Genomic DNA, 23,401 nt, shown 5'->3' with positions numbered 1-23,401 from the left:
GACACTCCCGGGACTCCAGGCGCACCCCTCCGGTTGACGTCGGCGCAGCTCAGGGCGATCACCGGCGCATTCGGCGGAACGCGGTGTGGCGTACGTCGCTCTCGGCGCGGCGCGGGGCGGCGGCACGCTGCGGGTCGCGTTCTCGCGGGTGAGAGCATCGGAGGATGAGCGAGCACCCGCCCGAGTCCGGCGGACGTCCCGAGGACCGGGACGCGGACCCGGCGGTCTCGGAACGCGCCGACGCAGAGGGGACCCGCGACGTGAGCACCGGCGAGGAGAACGGCAGCACCGGCACGGCGACCCGCGAGGAGCCGGGAGACGCCGCCGGGGCGGACGCCGCGGGAAGCCCGGCGCCGGAGACCGCCGCCCCCGCTCCCGCCGGCGCGCCCGGGGCCGCGGGCCGGGCGAAGGAGCTGCCGAAGTCGCTCACCTTCCGCCTCACCCGCACCGCGCTGCTGGCCGTGCTGGGGGTGGCGATCGGCGTGACGCCCATCGCGTTCGCCCAGCCGTTCCCGCTGCTGCTGCCCACCTACCTCCTCCCGGCCGCGCTGACCTTCGCGATCGTGCGCCCGCAGACCTCGGTCACGGCCGAGCGGATCACCGCTCGGGGCCTGTTCCGGCGGCGCTCCTTCGGCTGGGACGAGCTGGCCTCGATCCGGCTCGACGAGAAGCGCTGGGCGCGGGCGGTGCTCGTCTCGGGAGCCGAGGTCGTGCTGCCCGCGATCCGGGTGCGCGACGTGCCCCGGCTCGCCGAGCTCAGCGGCGGCAGGCTGCCCGACCCGAAGGCCGCCCCGGCCCCGGAGCGGGCCGAGGACACCGGGTCCCCGGAGCGGGCCGAGGACGCCGCGGCCCCGGCCGAGGGCGACCCGGCGGCGCGGGACGGGTCCGAGGACGCGGCGGCTGGGGAGTCCCCCGACGAGCCCGGTCAGGACGGCGGCACCGCGCGCCCCGAGAGCTGATCCGAGCCGGGGACCTCGCACCGGTCGGGCCGGACGCGGGCGGGCAGGAGTAGCGTCGGGGGCACCGCACACGTCCCCCACTCACGAGGTGGACGCAGTCCGCCGCGCCCGGCGCGGACTCCAGCGAGAGATCGAGAAGGACCATGCCCCAGCTGCGCTCCCGCACCACCACGCACGGACGGAACGCCGCAGGCGCCCGTTCGCTGTGGCGTGCCACCGGCATGACCGACGACGACTTCGGCAAGCCGATCGTGGCCATCGCCAACTCCTACACCCAGTTCGTGCCCGGTCACGTGCACCTCCGCGATCTCGGCGACGTGGTGGCCGAGACGATCCGCGAGACCGGTGGCGTCCCCCGGGAGTTCCACACGATCGCGGTGGACGACGGCATCGCGATGGGCCACAGCGGGATGCTCTACTCGCTGCCCTCGCGCGAGATCATCTCGGACTCGGTGGAGTACATGGTCAACGCGCACCAGGCCGACGCGCTGGTGTGCATCTCGAACTGCGACAAGATCACGCCGGGGATGCTCAACGCCGCGATGCGGCTCAACGTGCCGACCGTGTTCGTCTCCGGCGGGCCGATGGAGGCCGGCAAGGCCGTGGTCGTCGAGGGCGTCGCGCAGGCGCCGACCGACCTGATCACCACGATCTCCGCCTCGGCCAACGCCGCCGTCGACGACGACGGGCTCAGCGAGGTCGAGCGCTCGGCCTGCCCGACCTGCGGGTCCTGCTCGGGCATGTTCACCGCGAACTCGATGAACTGCCTCACCGAGGCGCTGGGCCTGGCGCTGCCGGGCAACGGCTCCACGCTGGCCACGCACGCCGCCCGCCGGGCCCTGTTCGAGGAGGCCGGGCGCACCGTCGTGCGGATCTCGAAGCGCTGGTACCAGGAGGACGACGAGTCCGTGCTGCCGCGCTCGGTGGCGAACAAGAAGGCCTTCGAGAACGCGATGGCCCTGGACATGGCGATGGGCGGCTCCACGAACACGGTGCTGCACACGCTGGCCGCCGCCCGCGAGGGCGAGATCGACTTCAAGCTCGCGGACATCGAGCGCATCAGCCGCCAGGTGCCCTGCCTGTCGAAGGTCGCGCCGAACTCCGACTACCACATGGAGGACGTCCACCGGGCGGGCGGCATCTCGGCGATCATGGGCGAGCTGGACCGCGCGGAGCTGCTGCACCGCGACGTCTCCTCGGTGCACAGCGCCAGCCTCACCGAGTGGCTGTCGCGCTGGGACGTGCGGGGCGAGTCCCCGTCGCAGGAGGCGCTGGACCTGTTCCACGCGGCCCCGGGCGGGGTGCGCACCACGCAGGCCTTCTCCACCGAGAACCGCTGGTCCTCCCTGGACACGGACGCGGCGGGCGGCTGCATCCGCGACTTCGAGCACGCCTACACCGCCGACGGCGGCCTGGCCGTGCTGCGCGGCAACCTCGCCGAGGAGGGCGCCGTCGTCAAGACGGCGGGCGTCGAGGAGGAGCTCTGGGAGTTCCAGGGCCCGGCGCGGGTGCTGGAGAGCCAGGAGCAGGCGGTCGCCGCGATCCTGCAGAAGAAGATCGAGCCGGGCGACGTGCTGGTGATCCGCTACGAGGGCCCGGCGGGCGGCCCCGGGATGCAGGAGATGCTGCACCCGACCGCGTTCCTCAAGGGCTCCGGCCTGGGCAAGCAGTGCGCGCTGATCACCGACGGCCGCTTCTCCGGCGGCTCCTCCGGGCTGTCCATCGGCCACATCTCCCCGGAAGCCGCCGGGCGCGGGGCGATCGGGCTGGTGCAGGACGGCGACCAGATCCGCATCTCCGTCCGGGAGCGCAGCCTGCAGCTGCTGGTGGAGCCGGACGTGCTGGCCGAGCGGCGCGCCAAGATGGAGAGCTCCGAGCACCCGTGGCAGCCGGTCGGCAGGCAGCGGACGGTGAGCACCGCGCTGCGCGCCTACGCGCGGCTGGCGACCTCGGCCTCGTACGGCGCGGTCCGCGACGTCTCCCCGTGATCCGTTCCCGGTGAGCGGACGCGGGCGGGCCCGGCGGGTCCGGGGCCGCCCGCGTCCCGCCGGGAATCGGGCCTGAGCCGGGAACGCGTTCCGTCAGGAGCGCAGCAGGATCAGCACCGCGGCCGAGGCCCCGCCCGCGATGAGCAGGCAGCTGAACCCGGTCACCAGCGGGTGCCGGAACCAGGCCCGCCCGTTGTCCAGCGCGACCCGGCCGGGTCCGGCGAACATCAGGCACAGCGCGGCGGCGACGATCACGACCTGGAACTCGTAACCGCCCTCCTGGTCGAAGAACGGCCCGGGCAGCTTCATCGACACGACGGCGCTGGCCATCACGCCGACGATGCCCGCGGCGGCCAGCGGGGTGAACAGGCCCAGCACGAGCAGGACGCCCGCCCCGAGCTCGGTCCCGCCGGTCACCAGCGAGAGCACCGAGGCCTGCTGGAACCCGGCCTCGGAGAGGGTCCGGGCGAAGGTCTCCGGGCCGGGGCCGCCGAGGACGCCGAACAACTTCTGCGCGCCGTGAACGGCGAAGATGCCGCCGATCACCAGGCGCAACGCCAGCAGGCCGAGGTCGGCCCCGGCGTTCCAGCCGAACGGCTTGCGGGTGTCGATGTCCTCGTAGAAGTCGTCCCTGCGGTCCACCACCGAGGTGGGCGCGTCGTAGGCGGCGTCGTCGTAGTAGTCGTAGTCCCGCACGCCGAGGCCCTGGGTTCCCGTCGGTCCCTCGGCAGGCTCGTTGCCGCCGCGTCGCGCGCGGTCGTCGCGGTTTCCGCTCGCGCTGCCCGGGCGGTCGTCGTGATTGGTCACGGCGGTGAAGGCTAAGGCATCGCACACCGGGGAAGCGACCCTTTCGAGTGAAGGTCTTCTTCCCCCTGTTCGCCGGAGATCTCGCCGTTCCGGCATTCGGCAGAACGCTCCGGTTCTCCCCCGAACGAGCCGCGAATTCATCGTTTGCGCAGGCACCGGACGCGGGATCGCGAGGCGGGAGCGGTTCGGGACCGCGCTCGGCCGCGAACCGCGGCGCCGCCCGCGTCCCGGTGCCCGGCCCGTGGCTCACCCGGAATTGCTGCATTCGGTCGCCGACGACCGAACGCGGAGGCCGGTCCGCGCGCCCCGCCGTCCGCGCGGCGACACCGCCGGGCGGCCGTTCGGGTGCTCACCGGAGGTTCACGGCACGGCCGCTAGGCTCGCCGCGTGGCAGCCCACCGCAGCACCCGACTCCCCCGGCGCCCGCGCGCGCGGGCGGGGGCGCTGCTGGCCGCCGGGGCGCTGGTGCTCAGCGGCTGCGCGCAGTTCCCGGACGAGCACCCCGGGGCGTGGCGCGACCAGCCCTCGCTGGAGCCGCAGGCCGGGCCGCAGCCGTCCGTCGAGCAACCGCCGCCGCCCCCGCCCGAGCCGGGTCAGCCGACGGAGCAGCCGCCGACGCGACCGGTCGGCTGCGTCGACCCGGACCCGGCGGTCGTGGCGACCTGCCTGGACCCGGTCGGCGCCATCGCGGTGCTGCCCGACGGGCAGGGCGCGCTCGTCGGCGAGCGCACCACCGGCCGGATCCTGCGGGTCGAGCAGGGCGCCGATCCGGTGGAGATCGCCCGCATCTCCGTGGACGCCTCCGCCGGGGGCGGGCTCACCGGGCTCGCGCTCTCCCCTAGCTACCAGGAGGACGAGCTCGTCTACGCCTACGCGAGCACCTCGGGTGAGAACCGGGTGCTGCGGATCGCGCCGGGCGACAACCCGAAACCGGTGCTCACCGGCATCCCGAAGGGCGGCTCCGGCAACGCGGGAGCGCTGCTCGACGACGGCCGGGGCGCGCTGCTGGTCGCCACCGGCGACGCCGGGAGCCGCTCCGGCGCGGCCGATCCGGGTTCGCTGGCGGGCAAGGTGCTGCGCATCGACGGCTTCGGCGCGCCGGCGCCGGGCAACCCGGACCCGTCCTCGCGGGTGGTGGTGTCGGGCGTGTCGGACCCCGGCGGGTTGTGCGGTGCCGTCGGCACCGGCGGTTACTGGCTCACCGATCGCGGCGGCGACCGGGACGCGCTGCACCGGCTGGAGTTCGGCGGGACGCTCGGCGGCCCGGCCTGGAGCTGGCCGGACCGGCCCGGGGTGTCGGGCTGCGCGGCGAGCGGGACCGCGGTGGTGGTGGCGCTGACCGACGCGGCCGCGCTGTACTCGCTCAGCCCCGGCCCGGGCGGCGGCTTCACCGGCCAGCCCTCCAAGGTCATGGAGGGCACCTACGGCCGCTTCTCCGCCGCCTCCCGAGGCCCGGACGGCCTGCTGTGGCTGGGCACGGCGAACAAGGCGGGCGGCGTCCCGGTCCCCAGCGACGACCGCGTGCTGCGCATCGAACCGCCCTCGGGCGAGAGCGGCAAGGACTGAGCTCCCCCCGCTGCTCGCGCGCGCCGGACGACGCCGGCGGCCCCTGCGTGGTCCACTGAGGACGCGCCGCCGGGCGTCCCGGCGGCCGGGGGGATGGGAATGACGCTGCCGCAGCTCTACGCGGCGCTGCTGGCGGGCGGGCTGGTGCTGCTGGCCGGCATCGTCGCGATCCGCGCCGCCACCCGGTTCGGGCTGCCCGCGCTGCTGCTGTTCCTCGCGGTGGGCGTGGCGATCGGCGAGGACGGGCTCGGGTTGCGCTTCGACGACGCCCAGCTCGCGCAGAACCTCGGCACGGCCGCGCTGGCGGTGATCCTCGTCGAGGGCGGGCTCACCACGCGCTGGGCCGACGTGCGCCCGCTGCTGGCGCCCAGCGGGGTGCTGGCGACGCTCGGGGTGGCGGTGAGCGTGGCCGTGACCGCCGCGGGCGCGCACCTGCTCATCGGGCTGCCGTGGCAGGCGGCGCTGCTGCTCGGCGCGATCGTGTCCTCCACGGACGCGGCGGCGGTCTTCTCCGTGCTGCGCACCCTCCCGCTGCCCCGGCGGGTGGCCGGGATGCTGGAGGCGGAGTCCGGGCTCAACGACGCGCCGACCGTGATCCTGGTGCTGCTGTTCAGCTCGGTCCCGCTGGAGTTCGATCCGTGGGAGCTGACCGGCGACGTGCTCTACCAGCTCGCGGTCGGCACGGTCTCCGGGCTCCTGCTGGGCCGCTGCGGGGTGTGGCTGCTGCGCCGGATCGACCTGCCCGCCTCCGGCCTGTACCCGCTGGCGATGTTCGGGTTCGGCGTGGTCGCGTTCGCCGCGGCGGGAGCGCTGGGCGGGTCCGGGTTCCTGGCCGCGTTCCTGTCCGGCCTGGTGCTGGGCAACTCCGGCCTGCCGCACCGGGCCTCGTTGCGCTCCTTCGCGGAGGGGCTGGGCTGGCTGGCGCAGATCGGGTTGTTCGTGCTGCTCGGCCTGTTGATCACCCCGCACGAGCTGGTGCCGGAACTGCTGCCCGCCCTGCTCGTCGGTCTGGTGCTGCTGCTGGTGGCGCGGCCGGTCTCGGTGCTGCTGGCGCTGACGCCGTTCCGGGTACCGCTGCGGGAGCAGCTGTTCATGTCCTGGGCGGGCCTGCGCGGCGCGGTGCCGATCGTGCTGGCCACCTTCCCGGTGGTGGCGGGCGTGCCCGGCAGCGACCGCGTGCTGAACGTGGTCTTCGTGCTGGTCGCCGTGTTCACGCTGGTGCAGGGGCCGGGACTGATGCGGCTGGCGCGCCTGCTCGGGCTGGTGCGGGCGGACGCGGCGCGGGAGATCCAGGTCGAGGTGGCACCGCTGGACGTGCTGGACGCCGAGCTGCTCACGGTGGCCGTCCCGCCGGGCTCGCAGCTGCACTACGTGATGCTGCGCGAGCTGCGGCTGCCGGAACCGAGCGCCATCACGCTGATCATCCGCGCCGGCCGGTCGTTCGTGCCGGAGCCCGCCACCCGGCTCAGCTCCGGCGACGAGCTGCTGATCATGACGAACGCCCGCTCCCGCGCCGCGACCGAGCGCAGGCTCCGCGCCGTGAGCCGCAGGGGCCGCCTCGCCCACTGGTTCGGCGAGTACGGCGACCCCGACTGACCAGCACCACCTCGTGCGCGGAACCGCTGAGCGGCGACCAGCGGGCGCGGCCCGCACCGCCGCGGGTGCTCAGCGGCTTCCCCGCGAGGACACCCCCTCAGCCGCGCATCGGACGCGCGCAGCGGAACGGGAGCCCGCGGCGAGGAAGCCGCCGCGGTTCCGCCACCCGTCCCGCCGGGCGGGACGAGCAGCGCACCGGATCACTGGCCGCAGGCGGCGAGGACGAGCTCGCGGACGCGCTTGGCGTCGGCCTTCCCCCTGGTGGCCTTCATGACCGCGCCGACGACGGCGCCCGCCGCCTGCACCTTGCCGCCGCGGATCTTGTCCGCCACGTCCGGCTGCGCGGCCAGCGCGTCGTCGATCGCCGCTTGCAGCGCCGAGTCGTCCGAGACGACCTCCAGCCCCTGCGCGGCGACCACCTCGTCGGGCTCGCCCCGGCCCTCGAGCACGCCGTCGACGACCTGGCGGGCGAGCTTGTTCGTCAGCTTGCCCTCGGTCACCAGCGCGATCACCCGCGCCAGCTGGGCCGGGGTGATCGCCAGCCCGGTGAGCTCGACGCCCCGGGTGTTGGCCTGCTGCGACAGGTAGGCCACCCACCAGGAGCGGGCCTCGGCGGGCGGCGCCCCGGCGTCCACGGTGGCCGCGACCAGGTCGAGCGCCCCGGCGTTGACCAGGTCGCGCAGCTCCTCGTCGGAGAGATTCCAGTCCTCCTGAGCGCGCTTGCGGCGCTCCCAGGGCAGCTCCGGCAGGGTGCGGGACAGCTCCTCGACCCACTCCCGGGAGGGCGCGATCGGCACCAGGTCCGGCTCCGGGAAGTACCGGTAGTCCTCGGAGGTCTCCTTCTTGCGGCCCGCCGAGGTCGACGCGGTCGACTCGTCGAAGTGCCGGGTCTCCTGGAGGATCTCGCCGCCGGAGGTGAGGACCGCGGCGTGCCTGCGCATCTCGTAGCGCACGGCGCGCTCCACGCTGCGCAGCGAGTTGACGTTCTTCGTCTCGGTGCGGGTGCCGAACTCCGCCGAGCCCTTCGGCATCAGCGAGACGTTGGCGTCGCAGCGCAGCGACCCCTGGTCCATCCGCACGTCGGAGACGTCCAGCGAGCGCAGCAGATCGCGCAGCGCGGCCACGTAGGCCCGCGCCACCTCGGGCGCGCGCTCCCCCGCGCCGACGATCGGCTTGGTGACGATCTCCACCAGCGGCACGCCCGCCCGGTTGTAGTCCAGCAGCGAGTGCTCGGCACCGTGGATGCGGCCGGTGGCACCGCCGACGTGCAGCGACTTGCCGGTGTCCTCCTCCATGTGCGCCCGCTCGATGTCGACGCGGAAGACCTCACCGTCGTCGAGCACCACGTCGAGGTGACCGTCGAAGACGATCGGCTCGTCGTACTGCGAGGTCTGGAAGTTCTTCGGCATGTCCGGGTAGAAGTAGTTCTTCCGCGCGAACCGGCACCACTCGGCGACCTGGCAGTTCAGCGCCAGCCCGATGCGGATCGCCGACTCCACCGCCTTGCCGTTGACGACCGGCAGCGCGCCCGGCAGGCCCAGGCAGACGGGGCACACCTGCGTGTTCGGCTCGGAGCCGAACACGTTGGCGCAGCCGCAGAACATCTTGGTGGCCGTGGACAGCTCCACGTGCACCTCGAGGCCGAGGACCGGGTCGAACCGCTCCAGGACCTCCTCGTAGTCCATGATCTCGGCGACCGCGGTCACTTGCCGTCCTCCCCCTTGCGCAGCGCGCGGATCGCCAGCGCGGTGCCGGTGATCAGCCCCAGCGCGGTGATGATCGAGTCGGCCATCGCGAGGCGGTCCTCGTTCGCCCGCGCCTCGCGCAGGCTCGTGCGCAGCCCGACCGCCGCGGAGACCACCGACGCGAGCTGGATCAGTGCCTTGATCTTCGGGCTCATCTTCATCACGCAACCTCCAGGGCGGGGACACGGTCGAGCAGCGGGCCGCCCTGGGCGGCCTCGCGGGCGGTCTCGTAGGCCGCGCCGACCCGGTAGAGCCGGTCGTCGGCCAGCGCGGGGGCCATGATCTGCAACCCCACCGGAAGACCGTCCTCATCGGACAGTCCACTGGGGACGCTCATGGCGGCGTTGCCCGCCAGGTTCGACGGGATGGTGCACAGGTCCGCCAGGTACATGGCCAGCGGGTCGTCGGTGCGCTCGCCGATCTCGAACGCCGTGGTCGGCGTCGTCGGCGAAACCAGCACGTCCACCTGCTCGAACGCGGCGGCGAAGTCGCGGGTGATCAGCGTCCGCACCTTCTGCGCCTGGCCGTAGTAGGCGTCGTAGTAACCCGAGGACAGCGCGTAGGTGCCGAGCATGATGCGCCGCTTCACCTCGGGGCCGAACCCGGCCTCGCGGGTCAGCGACATGACCTCCTCGGCGCTGCGGTCGCCGTCGTCGCCGACGCGCAGGCCGAAGCGCATCGCGTCGAACCGGGCCAGGTTCGAGGAGCACTCGCTGGGCGCGATCAGGTAGTAGGCGCCCATCGCGTACTCGAAGTGAGGGCAGGAGACCTCGACGACCTCCGCGCCCAGCTTCGCGAGCTGCTCGACGGCGGCGCGGAAGGAGCGCTCCACGCCCGGCTGGTAGCCGTCCCCGGCGAACTCGCGGACCACGCCCACCCGCACCCCGGTGAGGTCACCGGCGGCGCCCTCGCGCGCGGCGGCCACCACCGGCGGGACCGGCGAGCTGATCGAGGTGGAGTCCATCGGGTCGTGCCCGGCGATCACCTCGTGCAGCAGCGCGGCGTCGAGCACCGTGCGCGCGCAGGGGCCGGGCTGGTCCAGCGAGGACGAGAACGCCACCAGGCCGTAGCGGGACACCCCGCCGTAGGTCGGCTTCACGCCGACCGTCCCGGTGACGGCGCCCGGCTGGCGGATGGATCCGCCGGTGTCGGTGCCGATCGCCAGCGGCGCCTCGAACGCGGCCAGCGCGGCGGAGGAGCCGCCGCCGGAGCCGCCGGGGATGCGACCGGTGTCCCACGGGTTGCGGGTCGGGCCGTAGGCGGAGTTCTCCGTGGAGGAGCCCATCGCGAACTCGTCCATGTTGGTCTTGCCGAGGATGACCACGCCCGCCTCGCGCAGCCGCCGGGTCACCGTCGCGTCGTACGGCGGCCGCCAGCCCTCCAGCATCTTGGAGCCGCAGGTGGTGGGCATGTCGCTGGTGGCGAAGACGTCCTTGAGCGCCAGCGGCACCCCGGCCAGCGGCGAGGCGGCCCCGCCCGCGGCGCGGTCCTCGTCGGCCTTCCGGGCGGCGGCCAGCGCCCCCTCGGCGTCGACGTGCAGGAAGGAGTGCACCTCGCCGTCCACGGCCGCGATGCGGTCCAGGTGGGCCTGGGTGGCCTGCACCGAGGTCACCTCGCCGGAGGCGAGGCGGTCGGCGAGGGCCGCGGCGGTCAGGCCGGTCAGGGCCGGGTCGCCGCCGGTCGCGGTCTGGGTCATCACGCCTCCTCGCTCAGGATCCGCGGCACGCGGAACCGGTTGTCCTCGGCCGCGGGCGCGCCGTCGAGCGCGGCCTCGCGCGGCAGGCTGGGCCGCACCACGTCGTCGCGGAACACGTTCGTCACCGGGACCGCGTGGGAGGTCGGCGGGATGTCCCCGGCGGCGACCTCACCCACCCTCGCCACCGACTCCAGGATGACGTCGAGCTGCCCGGCGAACGTGTCGAGCTCCTGTTCGGTGACCGCCAGCCTGGCCAGGCCGGCGAGGTGCGCGACCTCGTCGCGGGAGATCTTGGACACTACGAAGGCTCCCTGGTCATGTCCGGTATCACGGTTGCCCTCAGTCTATGGCGGACTCGTCGCAGCCGGTCCGGGGGGCGAACGAGGGCCGCGCGCGGTGGGTGCGGGTCCGGTCACCCGGCGCGGCCGGGCTCCCGCGCGCCGCGGTGCGGGCGCCGCCCCGCCGGTCACGCTGGGCGACCGGAAGAACCTCCAGCGCATTCCACTACACGAACGCCGGTCTCACCGATAGGCTGCGGGATCTGCCACAATTTGCCCCGCCTGCCGGGCGCACGGTGGCCTCCGCGTGCGGCCGTGCGGCGCGGGGAGCGCGGACGGCGAGGTGCCGCGCACGAAGCTGGAGGCGTGGAGTCCGGTGTCCTTCCTGATCCGGGTGCAGATACCGGACCGTCCGGGCGTGCTCGGCGCGGTGGCCACCGCGCTGGGCGAGATCGGCGCCGACATCCTCAGCGTCAACGTCGTCGAACGTGGCGGGGACGTGGCGATCGACGACCTGGTGGTGGAACTGCCGTCGGGTCGCCTGCCGGACGTCCTGATCACCGCCGCGGAGTCCGTGGACGGCGTCGAGGTCGACGCGGTCCGGCCCTACGCGGGCGTGCTCGACACCCACCGCGAGCTGGAGCTGGTCGAGGACATCGCCGCCGAGCCGGGCAACGGGTTGCAGATCTTCGCCGAAGGCGTTCCCAAGATCATTCGTTCGGGTTGGGCGATCGTGTTCGGCCACCACTCCGGCGGCGCCGAGCAGCTGGCCGCCAGCTCCTCCGCCCCGCAGCAGGGCTACCTCGAACTGCCCTGGTTACCGCTGCCGCGCGCCACCATCCTGGACGGTGATGAGGGCTGGGTGCCGGAGACCTGGCAGGAGCTGGGAACCGAGCTCGCCGCCACCCCGATCGGCAAGCCGGACCGCGTGCTGCTCGCCGGACGCCCCGGCGGCCCCATGTTCCGCGCCGCCGAGGTCGCCCGCCTCGCGCACCTGGCGGGCATCGTCTCGGTCGTCCTCGACGGCTGATCTCGCGGCGCCCGGATCGGCGCGCCGGCGACGGGTCGCGCGGGACCGCTCCGGCGGGCCGCGATCCAGCGGCGGTTCGCGCCGGAAGCCCAGCGCCAGGCGGAGGCGCCGGAGCGCGGTCGTGGAGTCCGGGCCCCCGGGACCGCCCGGCGGCCGCTCGGTCGCCCGGTCGCGCACCAGCTCCCGGATCCACCGCCGCCGTCCGGAACTCCCCGCTCGTGCTGGCCGCTGAGCCGCGAACGACTCGTCCGGCCGGATGCGGTGACGGCGCGCGGCTCCGCGCCCCGGGCCGCCATCGGCACCTCGGTGCCGGACACCCGGGTCACCGCGTCGCGCAGGCGTCGTCCGCGGCGAGGTGACCCTCGTCGGCGAGGAGTCCGGACGACTCAGCTCCCCGGCCGCCCTCCCCGGCCGCCGCGCGACCGCCCGGGCGCACCCGGCGGATCGCCGGCGCGCCCTCCCCGGTGACCGGTGGCGCCGGGGTCAGCCCGCCGCGTCCGCGCCGGTGTCCAGCGCCGCCTCGGCCGCGGCCTCCGGCCCCTGCTCCAGCAGCACCCGGAATCCCCGCTCGTCCAGCACCGGGACCTTGAGCTGCACGGCCTTGTCGTACTTGGAGCCCGGCGCGTCGCCGACGACGACGAAGGCGGTCTTCTTGGAGACCGAGCCCGCCGCCCGGCCGCCGCGGGCCATGATGAACTCCTTGGCCTCGTCCCGGGAGTAGCTCTCCAGCGAACCGGTGACCACGACGGACAACCCGGCCAGCGTGCGCGGCACCGACTCGTCCCGCTCATCGGCCATCCGGACCCCGGCCGCGCGCCACTTGCGCACCACCTCGCGGTGCCAGTCCACCTCGAACCACTCGCGGACCGCGGTGGCGATGGTGGGGCCGACCCCGTCGACGGCCGCGATGTCGTCCTCGGCCGCTTCCTCGATGCGCTCCAGCGAGCCGAACTCCCGGGCCAGCGCCTGCGCCGCGGTGGGGCCGACGTGCCGGATCGACAGCGCCACCAGCACCCGCCACAGCGGTTTCCGCCTGGCGGCGGCCAGGTTCTTGAGCAGCTTGGCGCCGTTCGCGGAGAGGTTGCCCTCCTTGGTGCGGAACAGGTCCGTCTCCAGCAGCTGGTCCTCGTCGAGGTCGAACACGTCGCCCTCGTCGACCAGCACCCCGGAGGACAGCAGCGCCACCGCCGACTCGTAACCCATCGCCTCGATGTCGAAGGCCCCGCGCCCGGCCAGGTGGAACAGCCGCTCGCGCAGCTGCGCCGGGCAGGAGCGGGAGTTCGGGCAGCGGATGTCGACGTCGCCCTCCTTCTGCCTGCGCAGGGTCGCGCCGCACTCCGGGCACTCGGTCGGCATCACGAACTCGCGCTCCCGGCCGTCGCGGACGTCGACGACGGGGCCCAGCACCTCGGGGATCACGTCGCCCGCCTTGCGGATCACCACGCGATCCCCGATGAGCACGCCCTTGCGCCGCACCTCGTCGGCGTTGTGCAGGGTGGCCATCGAGACGGTGGACCCGGCGACCTTCACCGGCTCCATCTCGGCGTACGGCGTCACGCGGCCGGTGCGGCCGACGTTCACCTTGATGTCGCGCAGGGTCGTGGTGGCCTGCTCCGGCGGGTACTTGTAGGCGATCGACCAGCGCGGCGCGCGCGAGGTGGTGCCGAGCCTGCGCTGCAGCGGGACCTCGTCGACCTTGACCACCACGCCGTCGATCTCGTGCTCGGCGGTGTCCCGGTTCTCGCCCCAGTACTGGATGTGCCGCACGATCTCGTCCACCTCGGACAGCACCCGGGTGTGCCGGGAGACCGGCAGGCCCCAGGACTTCAGGGCGGCGTAGGACTCCGACTGCCTGCTCGGTTCGAAGCCCTCGCGCCTGCCGAGGCCGTGGCAGATCAGCCGCAGCGGGCGCCTGCGGGTGACCCTCGGGTCCTTCTGGCGCAGCGATCCGGCGGCGGCGTTGCGCGGGTTCGCGAACGGCGACTTGCCCGCGTCGACCAGGGCGGCGTTGAGCTCGGCGAACTCCTCGACGCGGAAGAACACCTCGCCGCGCACCTCGACCAGGTGCGGCACCGGGTACTCCTCGCTGCCCCGCAGCTCGGTCGGCACGTCCCCCATGGTGCGGACGTTGAGGGTCACGTCCTCACCGGTGCGCCCGTCGCCGCGCGTGAGCGCCCGCTCCAGCCTCCCGTCCCGGTAGAGCAGGTTGATGGCCAACCCGTCGATCTTGAGCTCGCACAGGTAGTGGGCGTCGGAGCCGACCTCCCGCTCCACCCGGTCCACCCAGGCCCGGAACTCCTCGGTGTCGAAGGCGTTGTCCAGGCTGAGCATCCGCTCCAGGTGGTCCACGGCGGTGAACTCGGTGGAGAAGGTGCCGCCGACCACCTGGGTCGGCGAGTCCGGGCCGCGCAGCGCGGGGTGGTCGGCCTCGATGCGCTGGAGTTCGGCGAACAGCTCGTCGAACTCGGCGTCGGCGATCGTCGGCGAGTCGAGCACGTAGTAGCGGAACTGGTGGCCGCGGACCTCCTCGGCCAGCGCCAGGTAGCGCTCCCGCACCTCGGCGGGCACGTCCTCCACGCCCTCCGCCCGCTCGGCGGCGGGATCACCGGGGAGTTCCTCGTCCGGCGGTTCGGCGGGGGCGGGCTCGGTCTGTTCGCCGGGGGCCGCACCGGCGCGGTTCGTGCTGCTCACGCCCCGAAGCCTAACCAGCGCCCCCGACAGCGCGCGCGGATCACCTCACCCCCGGCCGAGCCGGGGTCACCGTGCGCGACCGACCGGCCGGGAACCGCCGGGACGGGTGGCGCGCATGATCACCCGGCGTCGCCCGGCGCGCCAGCCGCGACCTCGCGCACCAGCTCCCGGAACTCCAGCAGCCCCACCGCTCCCGCCGGTTCCCGGTCGGCGGTCTCCACCCGGCCGAGCCGGTCCGCCGCGAGCCGCTCGCCGAGGGCGGCGTCCAGCGGCAGGAAGGTCAGCGCGGCGCGAGCCGCGGACTCCATGCCCTCGAAGGACGGGTGGTACACCGCGACGTCGACCAGGCCCTCGGCCTCGTCGACCTGCGCGTGGACCCGCACCTCGGACAGCGGGTAGCGCTCCCCGCGCAGGTTCACCGTCACCTTCGTCGGATCCGGCACCGGCGGGACCGCGTCGTGGAACTCGAACAGCGAGTCGCCGCGCGGCGCGGCGGCCAGCCAGGCGTCGGTGTAGGGCCGGACCTCGGGGTTCGCCTGCCCGCTCAGCACCAGCGCGTAGGGCGTGCGCTCCCCCCGCTCCACCGCGAAGGTCAGCTCCGGGTGCACGCCCGCGACGGCGGTCGCGAGGTCGTGGTCCACCCGCTGCGGCGAGCCCTCACCGAGCGCGGCGGCCACCTCCGGCAGCAGCTCGTCCCAGCGCCGCCAGAACGCCTCGGCCCGCTCCCGCGCCACGACGGTCACGTCGGCCCCGCCCGCGTCCGGAGCGCCTCGCTCGCCGCGGCGGCGGAAGAACTTCACCATGCCGCCCATTGTGCCGGGCCGGGTCGGGCCGCCGGGGCGGATCGAGCGGATCGCTCCCCGGCTCCCGGTCCGCCCGTCGCCGGGGGGAGGTCAGGTCAGGGCGGCGGTGACCAGGTCGGTGAGGTCGCGGCGCTCGATCCGCAGCCGGCCCGCCTCGGCCAGGGCGCCCAGCAGGCCGGTGAGCGGATCCGGGTTGGTCGCCTGCCGCAGCACCTCCAGCGCCCGCACCCGGGCGCGCTCCCGGCTGGTCGCGGGGGCGCGGTGCAGCTCCCAGTTGCGGAGCCGGACGACCTCCCCGATCGCGGTGCCGTCCAGCGCCGCACCGCGCTCCAGAGCGCGCAGCGTCTCGCCGACGACGGGCTGGTCGTGCCCAGCGGTGACGTCGAGCACGTGCCGGGCCAGCCTCGCCGCGGCCCGCCGGCAGCGATCGGGCCCCGCTCGCCGCACCAGCTCCAGCAGCTCCGCCCCGGTGCCGTCGGTGGCGAGCCGGATGCCGACCTGGTCCAGGCCGACCTCGTCGAGCAGCGCCTCGGCCGATCCCGGCAGGTCCGCCGGCCAGGCCGCGACCGGGTAAGTGGTGAAGTCGCCCTCGAACCACTCGGGGGTCAGCGGCTCGCCGGTGACCCGGGCGGCCAGCGCGAGCATCAGGTCGACGGTGTTCGCGCCCCGCTCCCCCGGTTCGGCGCCCGGCCAGGGCAGCCCGGCGCGCAGCTCCTCCAGCCCGTCCGGCCGGGTGCCCTGGCGGAAGGTCGGCATCAGCGCCTCGAAGCTGGTGCGCACCTCGCCGTGCGCGGCGTGCGCGAACTGGGTGAGGGCGTTGACGTTCCAGAACGCCGACACCGCCTCCGTGCGGTGGCTGACCCGGCGCAGCACCTCGGGCCTGCTGCCCTGGAACCCGCCGTCCTCGGCGATCAGGGTCCACCCGCCCACCGAGCGCAGCCCGATCACCGGGTAGCGGTCCTGGTGGGCGTAGGCCTCCTCGCAGTACTCGTCGAAATCGAGCACCCGCGCGTGCTCGGTGATCGCGCCGCAGCGCCGCGCGAGCTCGTCGAGATCGGTGCCGCGGACGAAGGTGAGGCAGGCGGCGTCCTGGACGGTGCTGCGGTGCACCCACCCGAAGCGCTCGACTTCCCCGGTCATCGACACGCCTGGTTTCTTACCACCGCCGCCGCGGCGGCGGGGACCGAACGGGAAAACATGATCTTGAAGATGTCCCGGCCCGTCCGCCGCCTCAGCGCGCTGCCGCCTCGCCGAACACCTCGAGCACCTCACCGGCCACCGCCAGCGCCCGGCGAACCCACGCCGGGGAGGCCCCGGCCAGGCCGCAGGTCGGGCTCACCGCCGCGCGCTCCAGCAGCGTCCGCGGCCCGAAGCCCAGCCGGGCGGCCAGTTCCAGGCCCGGCCGGGCCAGGTCGCGCGGATCCGGGCGTCCGGGCGGATCGGTGCTCGGCACCAGCCCGAGCAGCAGCCGGGTGCCCTCCTCCCACGCCTCGCCGAGCTCGTCGGCGAAGTCACCGGAGACCGAACCGAGCCGGGTGGCGTCCAGCGCCACCGCTCCCGCGCCCGCCTGCCGCAGCAGCCGGACCGGGGGGCGCGGGGCGCAGCAGTGCACCACGACCGGGCTGCCGGAGACGGCCGCCAGCGGCTCGATCACCTCACCCAGCAGCCGCTGCGCCTCCAGTCCCGGCACCGCGGGGACCTGCCCGTAGCCGGACGGGGTGGGCAGGCCCCCGGCGAGGACGGCGGGCAGCGTCGGCTCGTCGAGCTGCACCACCACGGGCGCGCCGGTGCGCGCGGCCACCTGCGCGACGTGCGCGCGGAGCCCTTCGACGAGCGAGGCGGCGAAGTCGCGCAGCGCGCCCGGGTCGGTGAGCACCCGGTGACCGCGCTCCAGCTCGATCCCCGCCGCCAGCGTCCACGGGCCCGCGGCCTGCACCTTCACCGCGCGGGGCGGCCCGGTCTCGGCCACGGCCTGCTCCACCGCGTCCAGGTCCCAGCGCAGCAGGTCCAGCGCCCTCCGGTGGTCGCGGCCGGGCCGTCCGGCTACGCGGTAGCCGGAGGGGACGACCTCCACGGCGAGGTCGACGAGCAGACCCGCCGTCCGGCCGAGCACGTCGGCGCCGACGCCGCGAGCGGGGAGTTCGGGGAAGGGCATCAGCTCGGGCAGTTCGCCGAGCACGACGCGGGCCGCCTCCACCGGGTCCGTGCCCGGCATCGATCCGAGGGCGGTCGCGATCCCGGGGTTCCACGCTGCGTCACTCACCCGACCATTATCGGCTGCGCGGTCGGGCGGAGCGCCAGGTGGGATCCGCACCATAGGTTAGGCTAACCATGCATTCCGCCTTTCGGTGTCACCCGCTCGGGCGGTACCGATCCTGTGAAGGAGTTCCCATGCCCCTGCCGTCCGGGTCTTCCGCGCTGTCCCGCCGCGGGTTGCTGCAGGCCGCCTCGGCGCTCGCCGTGCTCGGCGCCGCGGGGTGCGCGGGAGGCGGCGCCGCCCGGCCCGAGGGCCCGACCCGCACCGTGGACTCGCACCTGGGCCCCGTGCGGATCCCGGCGCAGCCGCGGCGGGTCGTGTGCCTGGACCAGTACGCGACGATCGCGCTGCTGGACGTGGGAGTGCGCCCGGCGGCCACGGTGGACGGCCTGGACGACTGGATGCCCACCGAACACCTGGAGGCCTACCGCTCGCTGCCCCGGGTGGGCGGCTACCAGCCGGAGTTCGAGCGGGTGCTGTCCGTGCGCCCCGACCTGATCATCGGCAACAGCGCGTTCACGCTCAGCGGCGGCAGCACCTACGAGCAGCTCAGCGGCATCGCGCCGACGGTGATCCTGACCTCCCGGGTGTCCGGCGAGTGGCAGGAGATGGCCCTGCGGGCCGCGGAGATCGTGAACCGCCCGGAGCAGATGCACCGCCTCCGGGACGAGTACCTGGCGCGGGCCGCGGACATCCGCGAGACCTACGCGCCCGCGCTGCGGCGCACCCGCTTCAACCTGGTGGCCTCGTTCAAGTCCGGCAGCTGGAACCTGTGCCTGCCCGACTCGTGGAGCGGCGTGGTCCTGGCGGAGGCGGGCTGCCGCTTCGGCACCGCGGCGGAGGGCAGGACGGGCAGCGCGGTGGAGCAGTCCTACGAGCAGCTGGGCGCTCTCAACGACACCGACGTCCTGCTGTACCAGACGAACCCCGACGGCTCGGTGGACCAGGCGATGCGGGCGCTGCTGGACCAGGCCCCCTACCAGAACCTCCCGGTGGTCCGGGAGTCCCGGGCGGTGCCGTTCAAGAACCTCTACGTCTTCGGCTACTCCCAGGCCCGGGGAGCCCTGGACGAGCTGGAAGCGGTCCTCAGGACCCGCTGACCCGGCCGCGCGGCGGTCCGCGTCCGCCGAGGCGGTCCGCCGCGCGTCACCAGCGGTGGAAGCACGCCGCCGGCGACGCGGCCGGCCGGAGCGGGCAGGCCCGTCACCGGGTGGCGGAGATCAACCCGCTGCCCAGCACGAGGTCCCCCTCCGCAGCGGGCTGGTACAGCACGATCGCCTGCCCGGGGGCGACTCCCCGCAGCGGCGAGGACAGCTCCACCCGCAGTCCGTCCTCGGCGACGGAGGCCACGGCGGAGGCGGTCCCCCCGTGCGCCCGGACCTGCACGACGCACTCGGTCTCCCCGGCCAACGGCCGCTCGGAGGGCCAGATGACCCGCCGGGCGGAGATCCCGGTCACCCCGAGCGACGAGGCGGAGCCGACCTTGACCGTCCCGGACACGGGTTCCAGCGACAGCACGTACCGCGGCTTCCCGTCCGCGGCGGGAGCGTCGATGCCGAGCCCCTTGCGCTGGCCGACGGTGAACCCGTGCACCCCGGTGTGCTCGCCGAGCACGGCCCCGCTGTCGGCGTCGACGAGCTTGCCGGGGCTCTGGCCGAGCTTCTTCTCCAGGAAGGCCCGGGTGTCGCCGTCGGGGATGAAGCAGATGTCGTGGCTGTCGGGCTTGCGGGCGACGGCGAGCTCGCGCCGCTCGGCCTCCTCCCGGACCTCGCTCTTGTGCGAGTCGCCGAGCGGGAACAAGGAGTGCCGCAACTGCTCGGCGGTGAGCGAGGCGAGCACGTAGGACTGGTCCTTGCCCTCGTCGCGGCTGCGCCGGAGCTCGGGCACGCCGTCGCGGACGACGAGGCGGGCGTAGTGCCCGGTGCACACGGCGTCGAAGCCGAGGGCGATCGCCTTCTCCAGCAGCGCCTCGAACTTGATCTTCTCGTTGCAGGTGAGGCAGGGGTTCGGGGTGCGGCCGGCGGCGTACTCCCCGACGAAGGTCTCGATGACCTCCTCGGTGAAGCGCTCGGCGAAGTCCCAGACGTAGAACGGGATCCCGAGGATGTCGGCGGCGCGGCGCGCGTCGTGCGAGTCCTCGACGGTGCAGCAGCCCCGCGCCCCGGTGCGCAGCGTGCCGGGCTTCGCCGACAGCGCCAGGTGCACACCGGTGACGTCGTGCCCGGCGTCGACGGCTCGGGCGGCGGCGACCGCGGAATCCACGCCCCCGCTCATGGCGGCCAGTACTCGCACTGCTCACACCTCCGTCGCGGGCGCCGAGGCCGCGGCCCGGCGCAGTCCGGTCAGCCCGGCGTTGCGGGCTCGGTCCACCACCGGGCCGATGGCCCCGGTCAGGGCGCGCACGTCGGCGGCGGTGGAGTCGTGCCCGAGGGAGAACCGCAGCGAGCCGCGGGCGTCCCCCGGTTCGGCGCCCATCGCCAGCAGCACGTGGCTGGGTTCGGCGACCCCGGCGGTGCAGGCCGACCCCGTGGAGCACTCGATGCCCTGCGCGTCGAGCAGCATGAGCAGGCTGTCGCCTTCGCAACCGGGGAAGGTGAAGTGCGCGTTGCCGGGCAGCCGCGCCGGGACCGGGCCGTCGACGCCGAGCTCGGGATCGCCGTTGAGGACGGCGTCGGGCACGGCGGCGCGCACCCCGGCGATGAGCTCGTCGCGCAGCGCGGCGACCGCCGGGACGTGGCCGGGGCGCAGCCGGACGGCCTCGGCCGTCGCGCTGGCGAGGCCGATCACGCCGGGGACGTCGAGGGTGCCGGAGCGGACCTCGCGCTCCTGGCCGCCGCCGTGCAGCAGCGGGGTGCAGGCGACGTCGCGGGCGAGCAGCAGCGCGCCGGAGCCGTAGGGCCCGCCGACCTTGTGGGCGGTCATGGTGAGCGCGGCGGCGCCGGAGGCGGCGAAGTCGACGGGCACGGTCTCCACGGCCTGCACCGCGTCGGTGTGCAGCGGGACGCCGTAGCGCTCGGCGACGGCGGCGAGCTCGGGGATCGGGTTGACGGTGCCGACCTCGTTGTTGGCCCACATCACGCTGACCAGCGCGACGTCCTCCGGCGCGCGGCGCAGCGCCTCGTCGAGGGCTTCGGGGAGGACGCGGCCGTGCTCGTCGACGGGCAGCCAGGTGACCTCGGCGCCCTCGTGCTCGACGAGCCATTCCACGGTGTCGAGCACCGCGTGGTGCTCCACGGCGGAGGCGAGCACCCGGCGGCGCGCGGGGTCCTCGGCGCGGCGGGCCCAGTAGATGCCCTTGACCGCCAGGTTGTCGCTCTCGGTGCCGCCGCCGGTGAACAGCACCTCGGAGGGCCGGGCGCCGAGGGCCGCCGCGATGCTCTCGCGGGACTCCTCCGCCGCGCGGCGGGCCCGGCGGCCCGAGGTGTGCAGGGACGAGGCGTTGCCCAGCCGGGCCAACGCCTCGCTCATCGCCGCGACCGCGGTGGCCCGCATGGGCGTCGTGGCGGCGTGGTCGAGGTAAGTCATCGCCGCCCCAGGGTAATGCAGCGCCACCGCGCCCGGTTCAGCCACCGGCGCGGCCGCTGCGGTGCACCCGGAGGGCGCCGAGCAGCGCCATCGCGGCCAGGACCAGGTTCAACACCACCACCCCCCGGGTGGGAGACCCGGGACCGGCCAGCGCCGCCACCACCACGCCGCCGAGGCCGACGAGCAGCGCCTGCCCGAGCATGTCGGAGATCTGCAGCGCCGAGGAGTGGAAGCCGCGCTGCCCGGGTTCGGACAGCGACAGGACCCGCACCGAGGTGCTGGCGATGCCGATGCCCATTCCGGCCCCGCCGATCGACCACAGCAGGAACACCACCCACGCGGGGCCCCGCGCGGGCGCGATGAGCACCAGACCGGCGACGGCCACGGCCACCAGCACCAGCGCGGCGGTGACCACGAGCTCGCGGCGCACCTCGGGGCGGCGGCTCTGCCACAGCGCCCCGACGCTCCACCCCAGGGAGCCGACGGTGAGCGGAATGCCGGCCGCGGTGGGCGAGTACCCGTGCACCACGGACAGCGTCAGCGGCACGAACGCCTGGGCGGCGAAGAACACCCCGGCCAGCAGCCCCCGGGAGAACACCATGGCGGGGATGCCGGGTCGTGCGGTGCCGGTGCCACGCGGCAGCAGCACCCGCAGCGACGGCACGAGCAGCAGCAGGCCCGCGGCCCCGGCGAGCAGCACCGGCCAGGTCACCGAACCGCTGCCGGAGACCTGCTGGGCGCCCCAGTTCAACCCGACCGCGCCGCCGGCCGCGCCGAGCGCCGCGAGCGGCAGCCGCGGCGAGGCCGGCCCGTCGCTCCCGCCCCCGGCGCCGAGCCTGCGCACCGAGGGCACCAGCAGCAGCGCCCCGACGACCATGAGCGGGGCGAGCCCGAGGAACACCCAGCGCCATCCCACGTGCTCGGTCAGCGCCCCGGCGATCAGCGGCCCCACCAGCGCGGGCACCACCCAGGCCGCCGAGAGCGCGCCGAACGCGGCGGGCCGGTCGCGCTCCGGGTAGACGCGGGCGATGAGCACGTAGAGCGCGACGATCTGCGCTCCGGCACCGAGGCCCTGCAGCGCGCGGGCCACGAGCAGCGCGGTCATGCCGGGGGCGATCCCGGCGAGCACCAGCCCGGCGGCGAAGGTCGGCATCGCGGCCAGCAGCGGGACGGCTGGCCCGCGCCGGTCGCTGATCCGGCCCGCGACCACGGTGCCGATGGCGCTGGCCGCCATGAAGATCGTGAACGGCCACGAGTACCACTGCTCGGCGTCCCACTCGCGCACGATCGTCGGCAGCGCGGTCCCGATGCCCATCGCCTCGAAGGCGGCGAGGGTGATGACGAGGATCAGCCCGAGGGTGAAGCTCCGCCGCTGCGGGCTCCACAGCGCGCTGGTGGAGGCGGCCGTTCCGGGGGTCTCGTCGTCGACGGTCACCAGCAGAGCCTGCAACCTCCACCCCGGTGCGAGTCCACCCGGGTCCACCGATCGGCCCTGTCCGATCGAGGGTTTCGCGGCCGTGCCGGGCGCCGGAGGACGCGGAACGCGGGAGGAGCAGCCGCGGTCGGCGCGCACCTGGCCACCAGCGGTGAGCGGTGGGCCCCGCCGGGGGTGGTCGCTCCGGCGGGCGCGGCGCTGGCGAGCAGCCGCGTCTCCGGCGCGCGGCAGGTGTGTCGCCGTGCGCTCGGAGCGCGGCGGATCGACCGAGGACCCGCGGCGAGAGCTTCCGGTGAACGCCCGGTGCCGGACCACCGGTGCCCGATCACCCGTCCCGGCCGCGCGCACCCGCCCGGACGTGCTCACCCGCCCGCCGTCGGCGTCGGCTCCGCCGGTCTCCGAGTCCGGGCGCGGGCCTCCACGGGGGCGCGCCCCGACGCGGGCCGGGCCCGAGGCGGCCAGCTAGGTTGGCCCGATGTCAGAGCCTGCAGACGAGAAGCTCGTGGAGCTGTTCACCGACGGCGCGTGCAGCGGCAACCCCGGTCCGGGCGGCTGGGGCGTGGTGCTGCGCTACGGCGACCACGAGCGCGAGCTCCACGGCGGTGATCCCGCCACCACGAACAACAAGATGGAGCTCACCGCCGTCATCGAGGGTCTGGCGGCGCTGAACCGGCCGCTGCCGCACGTGCGGGTGTTCAGCGACAGCACCTACGTGCTCAAGGGCATCTCGGAGTGGATGCGGGGCTGGAAGCGCAACGGCTGGAAGACGGCCGCGAAGCAGCCGGTGAAGAACGCGGAGCTGTGGCAGCGCCTGGACGCCGAGGTGCGGCGGCACGGCCAGGTCGAGTGGAACTGGGTGAAGGGCCACAGCGGCCACCCCGAGAACGAGCGGGCCGACAAGCTCGCCTGCCGGGGCCGCGACGAGGCGCGGGGCTGACCTCCCTCGGCCTGCCGGGCGACGGAGCGGCGGTGCGGGCGGGTCGCCGCTCGGCGGCTCCACCGGACCCCGCGGCGAGGTTCGCGGC

19 protein-coding genes are annotated in these 23,401 nt (G+C 74.8%); 7 read left to right on the top strand and 12 right to left on the bottom strand.

The window, feature by feature from the left end; all coding sequences use genetic code 11:
• Nucleotides 1-164: 164 nt before the first annotated feature.
• Together ACL03H_RS10705 and ilvD are read left to right on the top strand one after the other, a co-directional pair.
• Nucleotides 165-959: a PH domain-containing protein gene (locus tag ACL03H_RS10705; protein WP_412810998.1), complete on the top strand. Its 795-nt coding sequence runs from the start codon at nucleotides 165-167 to the stop codon at nucleotides 957-959.
• A 143-nt stretch (nucleotides 960-1,102) separates the two neighbouring features.
• A complete protein-coding gene (ilvD, locus tag ACL03H_RS10700; RefSeq protein ID WP_412810997.1) occupies nucleotides 1,103-2,947 on the top strand; it encodes a dihydroxy-acid dehydratase in 1,845 nt (614 codons plus the stop codon).
• 93 nt (nucleotides 2,948-3,040) lie between these two features.
• Here the strand turns inward: ilvD and ACL03H_RS10695 are convergent, their stop codons facing one another.
• Nucleotides 3,041-3,754, bottom strand: a complete 714-nt coding sequence (locus tag ACL03H_RS10695) for a DoxX family protein (RefSeq protein ID WP_412810996.1) — start codon at nucleotides 3,752-3,754, stop codon at nucleotides 3,041-3,043.
• A gap of 387 nt (nucleotides 3,755-4,141) precedes the next feature.
• Between ACL03H_RS10695 and ACL03H_RS10690 the strand changes: the two genes are divergently transcribed.
• The gene (locus tag ACL03H_RS10690; RefSeq protein WP_412810995.1) at nucleotides 4,142-5,320 is read left to right on the top strand and encodes a PQQ-dependent sugar dehydrogenase; all 1,179 of its coding nucleotides are present in this window, start codon (nucleotides 4,142-4,144) and stop codon (nucleotides 5,318-5,320) included.
• Between the two features lie 105 nt (nucleotides 5,321-5,425).
• Nucleotides 5,426-6,916, top strand: a complete 1,491-nt coding sequence (locus ACL03H_RS10685) for a potassium/proton antiporter (protein WP_459561773.1) — start codon at nucleotides 5,426-5,428, stop codon at nucleotides 6,914-6,916.
• Between the two features lie 200 nt (nucleotides 6,917-7,116).
• Here ACL03H_RS10685 and gatB read toward each other — a convergent pair whose 3' ends face one another.
• From gatB to gatC, 4 genes are read right to left on the bottom strand one after another with little or no spacing between them, the layout of a single operon-like run.
• The gene (gatB, locus tag ACL03H_RS10680; protein WP_412810993.1) at nucleotides 7,117-8,622 is read right to left on the bottom strand and encodes an Asp-tRNA(Asn)/Glu-tRNA(Gln) amidotransferase subunit GatB; all 1,506 of its coding nucleotides are present in this window, start codon (nucleotides 8,620-8,622) and stop codon (nucleotides 7,117-7,119) included.
• Nucleotides 8,619-8,822 carry a hypothetical protein gene (locus ACL03H_RS10675; protein WP_412810992.1) on the bottom strand — a complete coding sequence of 68 codons (204 nt, stop codon included), beginning with the start codon at nucleotides 8,820-8,822 and terminating at the stop codon, nucleotides 8,619-8,621. The genes gatB and ACL03H_RS10675 overlap by 4 nt, the downstream gene beginning before the upstream one ends.
• On the bottom strand, nucleotides 8,822-10,357 hold the full coding sequence (gene gatA / locus ACL03H_RS10670; RefSeq protein WP_412810991.1) for an Asp-tRNA(Asn)/Glu-tRNA(Gln) amidotransferase subunit GatA: 1,536 nt from the start codon (nucleotides 10,355-10,357) through the stop codon (nucleotides 8,822-8,824). The genes ACL03H_RS10675 and gatA overlap by 1 nt, the downstream gene beginning before the upstream one ends.
• Entirely contained in the window at nucleotides 10,357-10,656 is a 300-nt protein-coding gene (gene gatC, locus ACL03H_RS10665) for an Asp-tRNA(Asn)/Glu-tRNA(Gln) amidotransferase subunit GatC (RefSeq protein ID WP_412810990.1), read from the bottom strand. The genes gatA and gatC overlap by 1 nt, the downstream gene beginning before the upstream one ends.
• A gap of 355 nt (nucleotides 10,657-11,011) precedes the next feature.
• Here gatC and ACL03H_RS10660 point away from each other — a divergent pair, with 355 nt between their 5' ends.
• A complete protein-coding gene (locus tag ACL03H_RS10660) occupies nucleotides 11,012-11,665 on the top strand; it encodes an ACT domain-containing protein (protein ID WP_412811043.1) in 654 nt (217 codons plus the stop codon).
• Between the two features lie 483 nt (nucleotides 11,666-12,148).
• Here ACL03H_RS10660 and ligA read toward each other — a convergent pair whose 3' ends face one another.
• The 4 genes from ligA to ACL03H_RS10640 form a co-directional block, all read right to left on the bottom strand.
• On the bottom strand, nucleotides 12,149-14,356 hold the full coding sequence (gene ligA / locus ACL03H_RS10655; RefSeq protein ID WP_412810989.1) for an NAD-dependent DNA ligase LigA: 2,208 nt from the start codon (nucleotides 14,354-14,356) through the stop codon (nucleotides 12,149-12,151).
• 119 nt (nucleotides 14,357-14,475) lie between these two features.
• Nucleotides 14,476-15,159, bottom strand: coding sequence for a hypothetical protein (locus tag ACL03H_RS10650; protein WP_412810988.1), 684 nt, complete (start codon nucleotides 15,157-15,159; stop codon nucleotides 14,476-14,478).
• A gap of 90 nt (nucleotides 15,160-15,249) precedes the next feature.
• Nucleotides 15,250-16,299 (bottom strand): DUF6461 domain-containing protein, encoded by a 1,050-nt coding sequence (locus tag ACL03H_RS10645; protein ID WP_412810987.1) that lies wholly within the window; start codon nucleotides 16,297-16,299, stop codon nucleotides 15,250-15,252.
• 91 nt (nucleotides 16,300-16,390) lie between these two features.
• Nucleotides 16,391-17,422: a methionine synthase gene (locus ACL03H_RS10640; RefSeq protein WP_412810986.1), complete on the bottom strand. Its 1,032-nt coding sequence runs from the start codon at nucleotides 17,420-17,422 to the stop codon at nucleotides 16,391-16,393.
• 128 nt (nucleotides 17,423-17,550) lie between these two features.
• On the opposite strand from ACL03H_RS10640, the gene ACL03H_RS10635 reads away from it, so the two are divergent.
• Nucleotides 17,551-18,516 carry an ABC transporter substrate-binding protein gene (locus ACL03H_RS10635; protein ID WP_412810985.1) on the top strand — a complete coding sequence of 322 codons (966 nt, stop codon included), beginning with the start codon at nucleotides 17,551-17,553 and terminating at the stop codon, nucleotides 18,514-18,516.
• A gap of 103 nt (nucleotides 18,517-18,619) precedes the next feature.
• On the opposite strand, the gene mnmA is transcribed toward ACL03H_RS10635, so the two are convergent.
• Genes mnmA through ACL03H_RS10620 form a run of 3 tightly spaced genes read right to left on the bottom strand, consistent with a single transcriptional unit; the run spans nucleotide 18,620 to nucleotide 22,376 of the window.
• Nucleotides 18,620-19,708 (bottom strand): tRNA 2-thiouridine(34) synthase MnmA, encoded by a 1,089-nt coding sequence (mnmA, locus tag ACL03H_RS10630; protein ID WP_412810984.1) that lies wholly within the window; start codon nucleotides 19,706-19,708, stop codon nucleotides 18,620-18,622.
• 3 nt (nucleotides 19,709-19,711) lie between these two features.
• The gene (locus ACL03H_RS10625) at nucleotides 19,712-20,941 is read right to left on the bottom strand and encodes a cysteine desulfurase family protein (protein WP_412810983.1); all 1,230 of its coding nucleotides are present in this window, start codon (nucleotides 20,939-20,941) and stop codon (nucleotides 19,712-19,714) included.
• A gap of 37 nt (nucleotides 20,942-20,978) precedes the next feature.
• Nucleotides 20,979-22,376, bottom strand: coding sequence for an MFS transporter (locus ACL03H_RS10620; protein ID WP_412810982.1), 1,398 nt, complete (start codon nucleotides 22,374-22,376; stop codon nucleotides 20,979-20,981).
• Nucleotides 22,377-22,851: 475 nt separating this feature from the next.
• Here ACL03H_RS10620 and rnhA point away from each other — a divergent pair, with 475 nt between their 5' ends.
• Entirely contained in the window at nucleotides 22,852-23,313 is a 462-nt protein-coding gene (rnhA, locus tag ACL03H_RS10615; protein ID WP_412810981.1) for a ribonuclease HI, read from the top strand.
• The last annotated feature ends 88 nt before the right edge of the window (nucleotides 23,314-23,401 follow it).

Origin of the sequence: Saccharopolyspora antibiotica (assembly GCF_047200635.1) — a bacterium.
In the GTDB taxonomy this organism is placed as follows: Bacteria; Actinomycetota; Actinomycetes; order Mycobacteriales; family Pseudonocardiaceae; genus Saccharopolyspora_C.
Note: the sequence above shows the minus strand (reverse complement) of the source record. Positions and strands in the feature narration are given on the sequence as shown.